This window comes from Micromonospora sp. BQ11, from assembly GCF_052068135.1.
Lineage (GTDB): Bacteria > Actinomycetota > Actinomycetes > Mycobacteriales > Micromonosporaceae > Micromonospora.
The window spans coordinates 140,324-154,599 of sequence record NZ_JBQHDB010000012.1; the positions used below are offsets into that span (position 1 = coordinate 140,324).

Sequence of the window (14,276 nt, forward strand, 5' to 3'; positions counted from 1 at the left end):
CTCCCACCTGTCGATCCAGACCCCCGCACGCCGTCTGGGAGACTGGCGGCCGTGACCGCCCCCGCCCCGACGACCCGCCGCGGCTGGCGGGCCCTCGACACCGCCGCCGGCGGTCTCGCCCTCGACCTCGGCCTGTACGCGGTCTCCGCCGCCTTCGCCGCGGTCACCGCCGCCACCTCCACCCTGGTGCCGCACCGCGCCTGGGGCGCGGTCGCCGCCGTCGGTTACCTCCTCGCCACGCTTGCGGTGACCGGTCAACTGGTGCTGCGCCGCCGCGACGCGGCGTCCCGGCTGGCCGGACTGCCCGCCCGGTGGGCGGTCACCGCCTTCACCTGGGCGACGACCGCCCTGCTGCCGGCGGTCCTGCAGAGCGTCGAGCGGGCCGGCGGGCGTACCGACCGGGCACAGGAGGAAATCCTCGTCGTCGAGGACTCCGGACGACGACTCGTCGACACCGGCACCCCGTACCTCGGTCACGACGCGATCGCCGCCCTGCCTCCTGGCGAGCAGCTCCTCGGCTACACCCCGTACCAACCGGGCATGGCCCTCTTCGGCCTGCCCCGCGCCGCCGTGGACGCCTGGTGGACCGACGCCCGGGTGTGGTTCGCCCTCGGCACCGCGGTCGCGCTGGCGCTGGCCGTGCACACGCTCCGGCCCCGCCACCGCAGCCCCGGCGCCCCCGCGTCCGCGCCGGTGCTGCGCGGCGTCCAGGCCGCCACCGTGCTCCCGGTCTGCGCGCTCACCCTCGCCACCGGCGGCGACGACCTGCCCGTCCTCGCCCTCTGCCTGCTGGCCCTCGCCTACGCCGCCGTCGGCCGTCCCGGCCGGGCCGGCATCGCCGTGGGCCTCGCCGGAGCGCTGAAGCTCTTCGCGTGGCCCGTCGCGCTCGTCCTGATCGTCTGGGGCCTGACCCGCCGCGCCGGTTTCCGCGTCGCCGCCGGCGCGCTGGGCCTGCCCGCCGCCGCCCTGCTCCCGGTGCTGCTGGTCGACCAGGACGCCCTGGTCGAGAACGTGCTCCGCTTCCCGCTCGGCCACGGCCTGGTCACCAGCCCCGCCCAGTCGCCGTTCCCCGGGCACCTGATCGCCACCACCCTGCCCGCCGGGCGCGCGATCGCCGCCGGCCTGCTGCTCGCCGCCGGGCTGGCGATCGCCGTCCGACTCGCCCGCCGTCCGCCACGCCAGGCCACCACCGTCGCGCTCATCTGCGGGTACGGGCTGCTCGCCGCGATCCTGCTCATGCCCTCCACCCGCTTCGGTTACCTCCTCTACCCCCTCGCGTTCCTGGTGTGGGCACCCGCGATCGCCGCCCGGGTTCCGGCATCCGGGGGGCGGAATCCCTCCACAGGGCGTAGACCTGGAGACATGACCACCTACCGAGACCGGGCCGAGGCTGGGCGGATGCTCGCCGACCGGCTCACCGCTCTGATCGGCGACCGGGACGTCATCGTCCTCGGCCTCGTACGCGGCGGCGTACCCGTGGCGGAGGTCGTCGCCGAACGGCTCGGCGCCCCGCTCGACGTGCTGGTGGTGCGCAAACTCGGCATGCCCTGGGCACCCGAGGTCGCGTTCGGCGCACTCGGCCCCGGCGGCGTGCAGGTCCTCAACGACATGGTCGCCGGCCGCCTCGACGCGGACGCCATCGGCGAGGTCAGGCGCCGCGAGCAGGCCGAGCTGGAACGCCGGGAAGAGCTCTACCGCGCCGGTCGCCCACCCCTGGATCTCACCGGCCGCACCGCCGTCATCGTCGACGACGGGCTCGCCACCGGTGCCACGGCCCGCGCCGCCGTCCAGGTCGCCCGGCACCTCGGAGCCCGTCGGGTCGTCGTCGCCGTCCCGGTCGGCTCCCAGGAGGCGTACGAGATGCTCGCCGCCGAAGCCGACCAGGTCGTCTGCGCCCAGCACCCGCCGGAATTCATGGCTGTCAGCAGCTACTACGACGATTTCCACGAGGTCTCCGACGACGAGGTCACCGAGGCGCTCACCGCGACCGCGTGAGAAGACCAGGTACCGTCGAGTGATGAGCCTCACCTGTCCCAAGTGTCACGGAGAAATGCGCCAGTACGAGCGCAGCGGCGTCGTCATCGACCAGTGCGGAGAGTGCCGAGGGATCTTCCTCGACCGCGGCGAGCTGGAGAAGCTGTTCGAGGCCGAGGCCAACTGGCAGCGCCAGCAGGGCGGTGCGCCCACGGGGCAGCCCGCCCAGCAGCCGGGCTACGCCCAGGGTGGTTACCCGCCGCCTCCGCCGCCGCCCGCGCCCGCCCCGCACCAGCCCGGCTACGGCGCGGCACCCCCCGCGCACGGCTACCCGCCGGCGCCCGCCCCCGCGTACGGCCACGGCCAGCAGCACCAGGGCTACCACGGCCACTACAAGCGCAAGAAGCACAAGAGCTTCCTGGACGAGATGTTCGGCTGAGCCTCCGTTGGGCCGGGCCGGCAGCCCGCCGGCCCGTCCCACGACACGCTTCACCTCGCCCACCGTGCCGACCGGCACCCGCTGTGCGAGGCTGCGTCGCATGACGTCCGGTGGGCACCACATCCCGCTCGCGCAGGCGTACGACGGCATCACCCGGACCGTCGCGGACCTCGACGACGTCGACCTGCAACGCCCCACCCGCTGTCGGGGCTGGCTCGTCGCGGACCTGCTCCTGCACGTGGTCGGCGACGCCCAGCGGGCACTGGTCGCCCTGGCGAGCCCGGTCGACGGCCCGCCCGACACCGACGACATCAGCTACTGGCGGTCGTTCCAGCCCGGCGACGACGACGCCGACTCGCGGCACTCCTGGTGGATCCGCCGCTCCGCCTCCGCCTTCCACCGCCCCAGCGGCATCGTCCGGGTCTGGGCCGACACCGCACCCGCCGCCGTCCGCGCCGCCGGCCGCGCGGACCCCGACGGCTGCGTGGCCACGCAGGGCCGCGTGCTCCGCGTACGCCATCTGCTGACCACTCTCGCCACCGAGGCCGTGATCCACCACCTAGACCTGGTGGTGGACCTGCCCGACGCGCCCCGCCCGGGGGAGGCCGCCGTGCGGGTGGCGGTGGCGACGATGGACGGTCTGCTCAGCGACGACGCGGTCCGCCCCGCCGCCTGGGACGACGAGGAGTACCTGCTCAAGGCGACCGGCCGGCTGCCGCTGACGGACCACGACCGGATGGAACTCGGCGAGGTCGCCGGGTGGTTCCCCCTGCTCGGCTGATTGTCAAACGGTGAGACGGCCCTCCAGGATGGCCGCCGCGACGGCCGCCTTCCGGGGCAGAGCGACAGAGGCGTTCGCATACAGCAGGGCCACGATTGACTCAGCTGGCCGACAGGTCGTTCCGATCGTAAAGATCGTCTTGTGAGGCCGTACTGAGAGGCCGCCGCTTCCATGGCTCCGCAAAAATGGGACGAAAGCATCGAGCAGGCGTCGGCTTCCCACTAGCCTGAACTGCGGGAATGTCGTTGAGCTCGGAGCTGGACGTCGGTAGATCCCCAATGAGCCATCCCCGTCGACGACGCCGCGCCAGAAGTCACGTGACCTGGTCAGCCGCTGATCCACAGGGCCCTCGTACCTCCCGAGGGCAACCAGGCGGGCGGCCAGCTGTTCCGAACGGACGGAGAACTGACAGGAGCCGTGTGTGCGGCTCGGAGCCGAGATGCTGCTGCTGGATCCGAGGAACTCACGCAGTGAAACAAGGTGTTGCCGGTCTCGTGCGGCCAATCCGACGGAGATCTGCGGCAGGTGACCGGGTCGGTACGTCACACATCCGTCCGCGAAGAGGAACCCCAGCCAGTAGCAGGTTTCCGGCGTCAACACGTCGAAAGCATCATGCCGAAGGGTGTGCACCGTTCTCCGAAGCACGACGCCGCGGCGAACGAGGAGCCCACGCATCCCTGGCTCCGTCAGGCCGAACATCTTCGCAACCTCGGTCATGGCCAATCCCTCGGAGTACCGTCGCACGGCCTCCACACGCTCCGGCTCAGCCAGCTTGGCGACGATGCGTGCAGGCACGCCTCGCCGCCGTAGAAGACCACGAATAGCCTGCCTGGTAACGCCATACGTTTCCGCGATCCGGGTGAGGCTCTCCCCGCTGGCCGCGCGCCGCACGGCTTCCTCGATCTGCGCCGAGGACAAGCGAGGAGAGGCGTCCCTCATACGATCGCCATGTCCACGAACCGGGACAGGTGCAGTTGGGCCGCTACCGTGACTGTGTCCGTAGGCCCATTCCGATGCTTAGCGATTATGAAATCCGCCTCCCCCGCCCGGGGAGACTCCTTGTCGTAGTAGTCATCTCGGTGCAAAAGAATTACAACGTCCGCATCCTGCTCGATTGAGCCAGACTCGCGCAAATCGGACAGTTGGGGGCGCTTGTCGGTGCGCTGCTCCGGCCCACGGTTCAGCTGACTCACCGCGATGACCGGGCACTCGACCTCCTTGGCCAGCAGCTTCAGGCCGCGGGACAGGTCCGCGACCTCCTGCTGCCGGCTCTCGGTGCGCTTCGGCGAGGTCATCAGCTGGAGATAGTCGACGACGATGAGCTTCAGGTCGTGCCGCTGCTTCAGGCGGCGCGCCTTGGCCCGGATCTCCATGAGGTTCATGCTCGGCGTGTCGTCCACGAAGAGCGGCGCCTCGCTGATCTCACCCATGCAGCGGGCCAGCTTGGTCCAGTCGTCGTCGGAGAGCTGGCCGCTGCGCAGGACGTGCAGCGGCACCCGGGCCTCGGCGGAGAGCAGTCGCATGACGATCTCCACCTTGCTCATTTCGAGCGAGAAGATGGCCGCCGCCTGATTGGCGCGGATAGCCGCATTACGGGCAAAGTCCATGCTAGCGGTCGATTTGCCCAAACCCGGCCGGCCAGCCACGATAATAAGTTGACCCGCGTGCAGGCCGTTGAGCAGGCGGTCCAGGTCGGTGAACCCGGTGGGCACGCCGGTCATCATGCCGCCCTGCGCCCCGACCGCCTCGATCTCGTCGAGCGTCGGCTGGAGCATGTCGGCGAGCACCGCGAAGTCCTCGCTGACCCGGCGCTCCGTGACGTCGTACACGGCCTGTTGGGCGAGGTCGACGACGTCGTCGACGTCGCGGCTGCCGCCGCTGTTGGTGCCGTAGCCGAGCTGCACGATCTTCGTGCCCGCCTCGACCAGGCGGCGCAGCACCGCGCGCTCGCTCACGATCCGGGCGTAGTAGGCGGCATTGGCGGCGGTGGGGACGCTCGCGATGAGGGTGTGCAGGTACGGAGCGCCGCCGATCCGGACCAGGTCGCCGGAGTCGGCGAGCGCGGCGGCCACCGTGATCGAGTCGGCCGGCTCGCCGCGACCGTAGATCTCCAGGATCGTGTCGAAGATGGTGGCGTGCACCGGCCGGTAGAAGTCGTTGGTCTTGAGGATCTCGACGACGTCGGCGATGGCGTCCTTGGAGAGCAGCATGCCGCCGAGCACGCACTGTTCGGCGGCGACGTCCTGCGGTGGGGTCTTGTCGAACTGGCCGTCGCGCTGCGCCGGCGCGGCCTGTTGCTGCCCGCCGGAGCGCGGCTCCGCGCGCATGTCGTCGGTGACCGACACGGTCCCCCCTCCACGCCGTCGGATCCTCGTCCCAGCTTCACCGCCGGGTACGACACTCCGACCTGCCGGTCGATCGGGGGTCATCGCGCGGCCGGTCGGGGGCCAACCATACGGAACACGAGGTCAGCCCCTCAACAGCACCGGTGGACGAGCCTTGGGACAACCTGTGGACGCGGATGGGCGAGCATGTGCGCAGCGTGTGCACAGGTTGTGGACAACCGTTGGGGAATTCTGACCAGCCATGGCTGTGACCTGGGAAAACGCCGTCCCCACCCTGTGGAGGAGAATATTCTGGTCAGACTGTGGCCTCATTCGTCCCGTACTATCTCCCCCAACGGCTACACCTGCACAGCGGATTGCGCTTTAGGTTGAGAAGGGTCACGCTCCGGCCGTGAGACACCTGGACTGGGGACGCGGAGAGGATGGTCCGCGCGAGCGACAGACGGTCGCACCCTGGGACCATTCCGCCGATCCGCCTCCGGCAGACCGGTACGGGTCCGATGATTACCGCACACCGAGCCGCCGACGGGCGATCGAGCGCGGCCAACAGGAGCCCGTCGACGCGTACCTTCCGCGGTGGGCCCTGGAGTCCGGCGTACGCAGCGCGGACGGTGGGGGCCGGCACGCGGCCCCGGACGACGACGAGGACGCCTTCGAGGCGGAGCGGCCGTGGTCGGGTGGACGCGGCACCGGGACGACGAGCACGTGGCGGGGCGCCGGCGAGACGGGCTGGCGTGACGTTCCCGCGATCGGTGCCGCGCCGGAGTCGGACCACACCCGGGAGTGGACGTTCGACCGTCCGCAGGAGCAGGGATACGTGGGCAGCCGGCGGGCGGACGACGATCCGGTGTCCGGGGTCGCGGGTCGCCAGAGCCGTCCCCGGCGGTCGCCGTCGCGCCGGCCGGAGGTGGTCTGGTCGGGGCTGGAGCAGGCCGGCGACGTGACCGGCGCGGTCGGCGAGGTGGAGCGCCCGACGCGGAGGAGCCGCCGGCGCGCGGAGTCGCGCCCGGCGGTGGATCCCTGGGACCGGGAGGCGCGCCGGTCCGTCGAGCAGGATTCCCAGGTGGACGTGCCGGCGGTGGACCCGTGGGACGCCTCCGGCGTGTACGCGTGGCAGCCGACCGGTGAGGTGGACCGTTGGGACGGTTCGGTGGGCGCCTCCCGCTGGGATCGGCCCGACGACACGGGCCGGTGGGATCGGGCGGACGACACCGGCCAGTGGGACCGGGCGGACGACACCGGCCAGTGGGACCAGCCGGACGCCACGGGTCAGTGGGACCGGCACGTCGACCACGTCGGGTGGGAGCGGGACGTGTCGCCTCGCTCCGGTGGGGGTCCGACGCGGAGCAGGTCCCGTCAGGACGGGCAGGGCGAGGGGTTCTGGTCGGGCACGCGGCTGGCCGGGGACGATCCGCGGTGGATGGACCCGCCCGCGTCGGCGCCCCGGTCGCCGGTCGTCTCGTACACCGCTCCCCGTCCCCGTACCTCGCCACGTTCCCGCAGGGAACCGGCGAATCCCCCGGGCGGGGCGTCGGTGGGGGCCGTACGCCGGCGGATCGACCCGGCGGGCACGGGCGCCTGGTCCCGCCGGCTGGAGGAGGACCTGCTCGACCCGGATCCGGGTGGGCCGTGGCGGCCGTTGCTGTACACCGCCGCCTGCTATCTGCTGCCGGCGATGGTCGTGTTCGTGTGGCTGCTGACGTTGGACGGTCAGGCGCCGGCGGGTTGCGTCACCGACATCAGTGGTGGTGGCTGCGATTCGCCACGGTCGCGGGCGCTGGGTTCGCTGGCGGAGGCGCTGCCGCGGTTGGGGCTGGCGTTGGCGAGCAGCCTGGTGGTGGCGCTGCTGCTGCGTCGGGTCGGTACGACCTGGCGGTCGGTGACCGTGGCGTTGGCGGCGGCGGTGGTGGGCGGCGGGCTCTCCACGGTGATGATCAGCGCGGTGACGGGCCAGCCGATCGGCTGACGGGCCCCCGGGTATCGCGCCCGCACGCGTCCGGTGCGGCCTTCAAGGAGCAGCGAACAGGGCCCGCACCGGGTGGTGCGGGCCCTGTCGGTGGTGCTGGTGGGTGTCAGCCCTGGACGACGTTGAGGTCGAACGTGGCGGTCACCTCGGGGTGCAGCTTGATCTTCACCGGGTAGGTGCCGGTCGACTTGATGTGACCGGGCAGCTCCAGCCGACGGCGGTCGAGCGCGGGGCCACCGGCCGCCTTGACGGCGTCGACGACCTCGACCGGGGTGACCGAGCCGAAGAGCCGGCCACCGTCACCGGCGCGGGCCTTCAGGCTGACCTTGAGGCCCTCGAGCTGGGCCTTGACCTCGTTGGCGTGCCCGAGGTCACGGATCTCCCGGGCCGAACGGGCCCGCTTGATGGACGTGACCTGCTTCTCCGCACCCTTGGTCCACGTGATGGCGAAGCCCTGCGGGAGCAGGTAGTTACGGCCGTAGCCGTTCTTCACCTCGACGATGTCGCCGGGGGTCCCGAGGCCGGACACCTCCTGAGTCAGGATGATCTTCATGTCGGTGCCTCCTCTCAGCGGGCCGTGGCGGTGTACGGCAGGAGCGCCATCTCACGGGCGTTCTTGACCGCACGGGCGATCTGCCGCTGCTGCTGCGAGGTCACGCCGGTCACCCGCCGAGCGCGGATCTTGCCGCGGTCGGAGATGAACTTCCGCAGCAGGGCGGTGTCCTTGTAATCGATATAGGTGATCCCGTCCTTGTCGAGCGGGTTCACCTTCTTCTTCGGCTTGCGCAGTGCCGCAGCCTTGGCCATTGACCTTGCTCCTGGTTTGCGATCGCGGGCGCTCGGCGCCATTAGAACGGAGGCTCCTCGTCGAAGTTGCCACCCGAACCACCGCGCGAGGGTGCCGGAGCGGCAGAGGCCCAGGGGTCGTCGAAGTTGCCTCCGCCGCCACCCTGACCACCACCACCGCCGGAGCCGAAGCCACCGCCGCCACCGCCACCGCCGGAGCGCGACATCTTCTGCACCTTCGCCGTGGCGTAGCGCAGCGACGGGCCGATCTCGTCGACCTCGAGCTCGATGACGGTGCGCTTCTCGCCCTCGCGCGTCTCGTACGACCGCTGACGCAGTCGGCCCGAGACGATCACGCGGGCGCCCCGCTGGAGCGACTCGGCGACGTGCTCCGCCGCCTGCCGCCACACGGTGCAGGCCAGGAAGAGCGGCTCGCCGTCCTTCCATTCGCCGGAGGCCTTGTCCATGAACCGGGGCGTCGAAGCGACCCGGAACTTGGCGACGGCCGCACCGGACGGGGTGAACCGCAACTCGGGGTCATCGGTCAGATTGCCGATGACCGTGATGGTGGTGTCTCCTGCCATGACCATCTCCTCGCGCACTCATCGTTCCGCCGTACAGGCTCTCAGAGCCGTGTGACAGTGCCGATGAGGCTGATCCGGATGAACCGGGGTTGAATGCTTAGCGCATCTCCGGCCGGATGACCTTGGTGCGAAGCACGGACTCGTTGAGCCGCAGCTGACGGTCCAGCTCGGCCACCGCCGCAGGCGTCGCCTGCAGGTCGATGACGGCGTAGATGCCCTCGGCCTTCTTGTTGATCTCGTACGCGAGGCGCCGGCGGCCCCACACATCGGTCTTCTCGACCGAGCCACCCGCGGTCCGGATCACGTTCAGGTACGTGTCGAGCGACGGGGCGACGGTGCGCTCCTCGAGGCTGGAGTCGAGGATCACCATGATCTCGTAATGACGCAAGACGTGCTCACCTCCTGTGGGCTAGGCGGCCACGGTCCTTCCGTGGCAGGAGGTCGTGCGTCGTGGCCCGCGCCGGTGTTCGGGGGGACCCGGCCGGACGCGGACAACCGGACCAGAATACCCGGTCCGGACGATCATGCCCGGGCAGGTGGGAGTCCGGCCCGGAGGCGGCGACGAGGCGGTGCCCGGGACACGTGGCGACGGGGGCCCGCGTCGACGTCACTGTCGATGCGAGCCCCCGTCGCCACGAGGCCGCGGGGCGTCCCGTCCGCATTCCTTGGGTGGGACCTGGGGAGGAACGACCACACCGATGAGGTTGGACCGAGGACGCCCCGCGGAGCTTTATCGTGTTGTGATTCGACACTATCCCGACTCTTGTCGCCTTGTCGGAGAAACCGGAAAATCCTAGACAAAGTTTTTTGCGTCGGTGCCCGGCGGGGCCGACCCGCCGCGCCGGGCCGCGCGGCGGGGGGCCGTCTCGTGGCTCGGTCCACCGTCACGTGCCAGCGGGCGAACCCGCGACCATCCCGGTACGGCTGACCGTCGATCCCACTGAGTCAACGAGTACGGGCCCTCGCCGGTGACGGATCCCGCTGCGCCCGCGCCGCCGTCGACCCTTTCGTCGGGGACGCGACGTAGGCTCCCCTGCATGCGTATCGGAGCACACGTCGATTCGTCCGACCCGCTGGCGGAGGCGAGCGCCAGAGCGGCCGAGGCCGTGCAGTTCTTCCTCTCCGACCCGCAGGGGTGGAAGGCCCCGAAACCCCGGGCGGACGCGGACCGGCTGCGAGCCGCCGACGTCGACCTGTACGTCCACGCGCCGTACGTCGTCAACGTGGCCACGTTGAACAACCGGATCCGGATTCCCAGCCGCAAGCTGCTGCTGGCGCACGCCCAGGCCGCCGCCGCCATCGGCGCCAAGGGGCTCATCGTGCACGGTGGCCACGTCAACGCCGGGGACGATCTGGCGGTCGGGTTCGACAACTGGCGCAAGACCTTCGCGTACGCGGCCGACTCCGGCGGCTTCGGGGTACCGATCCTGATCGAGAACACCGCCGGCGGCGACAACGCGTGCGCCCGGCGGCTCGACGCCCTCGCTCGGCTGTGGGACGCCCTGGGCGACCACGAGGTGGGCTTCTGCCTGGACACGTGCCACGCCCACGCCGGCGGTGAGGACCTGCTGGGTCTGGTCGACCGGGTCAAGGCGATCACCGGCCGGATCGACCTGGTGCACGCCAACAACTCCAAGGGCGCGTTCAACTCGGGCCAGGACCGGCACGACAACCTCGACGGCGGCACCATCGATCCGGACCTGGTGGTGGCGGTGATCCGCGCGGCGGGCGCATCGGTGGTCGTGGAGACCCCGGGCGGCGTGGACGGGCAGGGCGCCGACATCGCCTTCCTCCGTGACCGGCTCGGTGCGGAGATCCGCACGGCATGACCACCGACCAGTCCGCTTCCGGCGGACCGCAGCCGGACCGCCACGAGACCTCCGCCGCCGGGACGACCGACGCCAGGAAGACCGACGCCACGAAGCCCCAGGTGGCGCCCACCACCGGGGGCGACGTCGGCAAGGCCGGTACGGACACGGGCGACGCCGGAACGGGCGACGCCGCGAAGGCCGAGGCAGCCGGCAGCGGGGCCGGAAGGACCGACACCGCCGGGGCCGAGCCCACCAGGAAGACCGGCGACGGTACGGAGAAGGACGACCCCTTCGCCGCCTTCGCCCCCGCTCCGGAGCCGGTACCGACGCGACCACGACAGGTGGTTCGGGACATCCGGCGCGTGGTGACGCACGAATGGACGTTGGCGAGCCTCGGCGCGCTGGTGCTGGCCGTGCTGCTGACGTGGCCGACGCTGCGGTACCCGCTCTACACGTTGCCGCAGGACTACTGGGACCCGAGTCTCCAGGCGTGGCAGATGGCCTGGTCGGGGCACATCCTGCTGACCAACCCCGGCAACCTGTGGCAGTCCAACGCGTTCTATCCGGAGGCGTGGAGCTTCGCCTTCTCCGACACGCTGCTCGGGTACGCCCCGGCGGGCATGATCGGCACCGGCCCCGAGGCGGCCGTGCTGCGGTACAACATCATGTTCGTGCTGGCCCACGCCCTGGCCACGATCGGGGCGTACGCGCTGGCACGGCAGCTGGGCGCGGGCCGGATCGGCGCTGCGGTGGCCGGGGTGAGCTACACGTATGCGCCCTGGCTGCTGGCCCAGGCGGGCCACCTGCACGTGATCTCCAACGGCGGCATCCCACTGGCCCTGGCCATGTTGGCGCGCGGGCACGGCTGGTCGTTGCGTCACGGCTACCGGCCGGAGCGCCGGCGCGTGGGCTGGGTCTACGCCGGTTGGCTGGTGGCGGCCTGGCAGCTCAGCCTGGGCTTCGGCATCGGCCTGCCGTTCGCGTACGTCCTCGCCGGGACCGTGCTGGTCGCCGCCGTGACGTGGTTCCTGCGGCGGTGGGTGGTGCGGCCGGTGAAGCGGCCGTTCGGCGCCCGGCTGCTGATCGCCGACCTGGCGGGCGGGGCCGCGTTCGCGGCGGTCGGCGCGGCGCTGGCCGTCCCCTACTTCAAGGTGGCCGAGGGGCACCCGCAGGCGGAGCGCAGCATCGGGGACATCGCCCTGTTCTCGCCCCCGGCCAGCGGCTTCCTCACCGCGCCGGCCGAGTCCCGGGTGTGGGGGACGCTGCACGAGGGGGCGCGGGCGGCCCTGCCGTGGCACCCCGAGATGACCCTGCTGCCCGGTTACGTCCTGTACGCGCTCGCCGCCGGTGGTCTGTTCTTCTCGGTGTGGCGGCTGCGACACCGGCTGCTGCTGCTCGCCGGTGTGGTGGTGAGCATGGTGCTCTCCATGGGCACCGAGTTCTTCGACGGCGCGTTCACCTACGTGCCGCTCTTCGAGCACCTGCCCGGGTGGAACGGGCTGCGCACCCCGGGCCGGTTGATGCTGTGGACCACCCTGCTCCTCGGTCTGCTGGCGGCCGGCGCGGTGAGCGCGTTCTCCCAGCGGGTCCGGGAGATCTCCGCCGAGCGCGTCCCCTCCTGGCCGAGCCCGTGGCTGCGGCTGGCCACGCTGCTGCCGCTGCTGCTGGTGGTCGTCGAGGGGCTCAACGCCACGCCGCACCCGGTGGTGCCGACACAGCCCCGGGCCATGCGCACCGTGGACGGCCCGCTGCTGGTGCTGCCGAGCAGTCAGAACCTCGACCAGCCCGTGATGCTCTGGTCCACCACCCACTTCCAGGACATCGTGAACGGCGGCAGCGGCTTCACACCGGACCGGCTGGAGGAGGTGCGCCGCGTGACGATCGCCTTCCCCGACCAGGCCAGCGTCGACTACCTGCGCACCCTCGGTGTCCGCCGGGTGCTGCTGCTGCGCGACCAGGTCGCCGGCACGCCGTGGGAGATCAGCGTCGACGCGCCGGTCGACGGGCTGGGCATCACCCGCGAGGAGATCGGTGAGGTGGTCGTCTACCGGCTCTGAGCCGGCTGGGCGGTGACCGGCGCGGGCGATGGCGAGCCGTCGCCGGCGCGATCACGCCATCGCCGGAGCCAGCCCACGTCCGGTGCGCCGTCGAGCACACCACCGTCCGGATCGTCGTCGTACGTGGCGCGCACCGCGTCGTCCTCAGGACGCAGGATCTCCCGGACGACCAGCACGCAGAGCAGCACCACGGTGCCGAGCCGGAGCGACGCGGCCAGCACGAAGACGCCCTCGGGGAAGACCGGGCGGCTGGTCGCCGCGCCGAGCAGTTCCCCGTAGAAGGCCGCGAAGTAGCAGACCTCGGCGACCTGCCAGGCGAGGAACGCACCCCACTTCGGGCGGGCGAGCACCACCAGTGGCAGCAGCCAGAGCACGAACTGCTGCGACCACACCTTGCTGAAGATCAGGAACGCGGCCACCACCAGGAACGCCAGCTGGGCGAGGCGCGGGCGGCGTGGCGCCAGCAGCGCCAGCGCGGCCACGCCGAGGCAGGCCAGCCCGAACAAGGCGTACGACAGGTTGTTGAGCGCCGGGATGTTGGCGTTGAGCCATTCGAAGGGCCCGAGGTCGCCGGGGGTCGTGCCGCCCGTCTTCCCGTCCAGGTAGCGGCCGATGTACCAGAGGGTGCCCCAGTCGATGGGCCGCTCGGTGTTGAGTTCGAAGAAGCGGTCCCAGTTCTCTCGGTAGTTCACGGCGGCGTGCAGGTTCACCAGGACCACCGAGACCACAGCGGCGCCGACGGCGGTGACGGCGGCGCGGACCCGGCCGGCCCGCACGGCCAGCACCAGGATCGGGCCGAGGATGAACAGCGGCCACATCTTGGCCGCACCGGCCAGACCGAGCAGCACACCGGCCACGAGAGGTCGGCTGCGCGCCCAGGCGAGCAGTCCGAACGCGGCGAGCCCGATGGCGAGGAGATCCCAGTTCACGGTGGCGGTGAGCAGCAGCGCGGGGGCGAGGGCGAAGAGCGCGGCGTCCCATGGTCGTCGGCGGCGCAGCGCGAGGAGCACGGCGACGGTCGCCACCGCGAGCGCACCGAGCACCAGAGCGTTCAGGTTGTAGAACCACTGGCCCTGGTTCAGCGTGGGGTCGTCCACGCCGAGGGAGTGCACCGGGAGGCCGAGCGCACCCATGAAGTACCCGGTGAGCACCGGATACTCGACCGGGTGGTCCCGGTAGGGGACCCTGCCCTCGTTGAGGCCCTCGGCGTAGTAGAGCGCCAGCACGTCGGTGTAGCAGAACCGGGTGTACTGCACGTTGTTCTGCCAGGCGCCGTCCTGGCAGGGCGACTTCTGCACCCAGTGCAGGGCCAGGGTCAGGCACACCAGGGCCAGGACAATCCGGGTGGCCGTCCAGAACCGCCGCTCCCGGCCGGCGGGCCGGTCGAGGGCGACCGCGTGGTCACCCAGCGGGCCACCGATGACCCCGGACACCCCGCGGACGAAGTCGTCGGACCGGGACGGATGGTCGGGGGCACCGGCGTCGTCGATACCGCGCGTCGACTTCGTGCTCATGAGGGTGCATCCTGCCGTA

12 protein-coding genes and 1 pseudogene are annotated in these 14,276 nt (G+C 71.4%); 7 read left to right on the forward strand and 6 right to left on the reverse strand.

The window, feature by feature from the left end; genetic code table 11:
- Positions 1 to 51: 51 nt before the first annotated feature.
- The 4 genes and pseudogenes from ACTMSW_RS23875 to ACTMSW_RS23890 all read left to right on the forward strand — a co-directional run.
- Positions 52 to 1,356 (forward strand): annotated as a pseudogene (locus ACTMSW_RS23875) (glycosyltransferase 87 family protein); the annotation flags it as partial.
- Positions 1,357 to 1,362: 6 nt separating this feature from the next.
- Entirely contained in the window at positions 1,363 to 1,995 is a 633-nt protein-coding gene (locus ACTMSW_RS23880; protein WP_441182961.1) for a phosphoribosyltransferase, read from the forward strand.
- Positions 1,996 to 2,014: 19 nt separating this feature from the next.
- Positions 2,015 to 2,413, forward strand: a complete 399-nt coding sequence (locus ACTMSW_RS23885) for a zf-TFIIB domain-containing protein (protein ID WP_441182909.1) — start codon at positions 2,015 to 2,017, stop codon at positions 2,411 to 2,413.
- Between the two features lie 100 nt (positions 2,414 to 2,513).
- Positions 2,514 to 3,194 carry a maleylpyruvate isomerase N-terminal domain-containing protein gene (locus ACTMSW_RS23890; RefSeq protein WP_441182910.1) on the forward strand — a complete coding sequence of 227 codons (681 nt, stop codon included), beginning with the start codon at positions 2,514 to 2,516 and terminating at the stop codon, positions 3,192 to 3,194.
- A gap of 935 nt (positions 3,195 to 4,129) precedes the next feature.
- Here the strand turns inward: ACTMSW_RS23890 and dnaB are convergent.
- Positions 4,130 to 5,539 carry a replicative DNA helicase gene (dnaB, locus tag ACTMSW_RS23895; protein WP_441182911.1) on the reverse strand — a complete coding sequence of 470 codons (1,410 nt, stop codon included), beginning with the start codon at positions 5,537 to 5,539 and terminating at the stop codon, positions 4,130 to 4,132.
- Between the two features lie 391 nt (positions 5,540 to 5,930).
- Here dnaB and ACTMSW_RS23900 point away from each other — a divergent pair, with 391 nt between their 5' ends.
- Complete coding sequence (locus ACTMSW_RS23900; RefSeq protein ID WP_441182912.1) at positions 5,931 to 7,505, forward strand: hypothetical protein; 1,575 nt, start codon at positions 5,931 to 5,933, stop codon at positions 7,503 to 7,505.
- 106 nt (positions 7,506 to 7,611) lie between these two features.
- Here ACTMSW_RS23900 and rplI read toward each other — a convergent pair whose 3' ends face one another.
- The 4 genes from rplI to rpsF form a co-directional block, all read right to left on the reverse strand.
- Positions 7,612 to 8,058: a 50S ribosomal protein L9 gene (gene rplI, locus ACTMSW_RS23905; RefSeq protein ID WP_441182913.1), complete on the reverse strand. Its 447-nt coding sequence runs from the start codon at positions 8,056 to 8,058 to the stop codon at positions 7,612 to 7,614.
- 14 nt (positions 8,059 to 8,072) lie between these two features.
- Positions 8,073 to 8,312: a 30S ribosomal protein S18 gene (rpsR, locus tag ACTMSW_RS23910; protein ID WP_007073789.1), complete on the reverse strand. Its 240-nt coding sequence runs from the start codon at positions 8,310 to 8,312 to the stop codon at positions 8,073 to 8,075.
- A 41-nt stretch (positions 8,313 to 8,353) separates the two neighbouring features.
- Entirely contained in the window at positions 8,354 to 8,893 is a 540-nt protein-coding gene (locus ACTMSW_RS23915; protein ID WP_441182914.1) for a single-stranded DNA-binding protein, read from the reverse strand.
- A gap of 79 nt (positions 8,894 to 8,972) precedes the next feature.
- Positions 8,973 to 9,263 (reverse strand): 30S ribosomal protein S6, encoded by a 291-nt coding sequence (rpsF, locus tag ACTMSW_RS23920; protein ID WP_120683045.1) that lies wholly within the window; start codon positions 9,261 to 9,263, stop codon positions 8,973 to 8,975.
- A 649-nt stretch (positions 9,264 to 9,912) separates the two neighbouring features.
- Between rpsF and ACTMSW_RS23925 the strand changes: the two genes are divergently transcribed.
- Both ACTMSW_RS23925 and ACTMSW_RS23930 read left to right on the forward strand, forming a co-directional pair.
- The gene (locus ACTMSW_RS23925; protein WP_441182915.1) at positions 9,913 to 10,704 is read left to right on the forward strand and encodes a deoxyribonuclease IV; all 792 of its coding nucleotides are present in this window, start codon (positions 9,913 to 9,915) and stop codon (positions 10,702 to 10,704) included.
- Positions 10,701 to 12,743, forward strand: coding sequence for a hypothetical protein (locus ACTMSW_RS23930; RefSeq protein WP_441182916.1), 2,043 nt, complete (start codon positions 10,701 to 10,703; stop codon positions 12,741 to 12,743). The genes ACTMSW_RS23925 and ACTMSW_RS23930 overlap by 4 nt, the downstream gene beginning before the upstream one ends.
- On the opposite strand, the gene ACTMSW_RS23935 is transcribed toward ACTMSW_RS23930, so the two are convergent.
- Positions 12,731 to 14,257 (reverse strand): glycosyltransferase family 87 protein, encoded by a 1,527-nt coding sequence (locus tag ACTMSW_RS23935; RefSeq protein ID WP_441182917.1) that lies wholly within the window; start codon positions 14,255 to 14,257, stop codon positions 12,731 to 12,733. The genes ACTMSW_RS23930 and ACTMSW_RS23935 overlap by 13 nt on opposite strands.
- Positions 14,258 to 14,276: the final 19 nt, after the last annotated feature.

Excerpts from the sequence above, each read along its gene's own strand:
- ACTMSW_RS23880 (WP_441182961.1), top strand. The coding sequence starts at position 1,363 with ATGACCACCTACCGAGACCGGGCCGAGGCTGGGCGGATGCTCGCCGAC.
- ACTMSW_RS23890 (WP_441182910.1), top strand. The coding sequence starts at position 2,514 with ATGACGTCCGGTGGGCACCACATCCCGCTCGCGCAGGCGTACGACGGC.
- rplI (WP_441182913.1), bottom strand. The coding sequence starts at position 8,058 with ATGAAGATCATCCTGACTCAGGAGGTGTCCGGCCTCGGGACCCCCGGC.
- rpsR (WP_007073789.1), bottom strand. The coding sequence starts at position 8,312 with ATGGCCAAGGCTGCGGCACTGCGCAAGCCGAAGAAGAAGGTGAACCCG.
- ACTMSW_RS23925 (WP_441182915.1), top strand. The coding sequence starts at position 9,913 with ATGCGTATCGGAGCACACGTCGATTCGTCCGACCCGCTGGCGGAGGCG.
- ACTMSW_RS23930 (WP_441182916.1), top strand. The coding sequence starts at position 10,701 with ATGACCACCGACCAGTCCGCTTCCGGCGGACCGCAGCCGGACCGCCAC.
- ACTMSW_RS23935 (WP_441182917.1), bottom strand. The coding sequence starts at position 14,257 with ATGAGCACGAAGTCGACGCGCGGTATCGACGACGCCGGTGCCCCCGAC.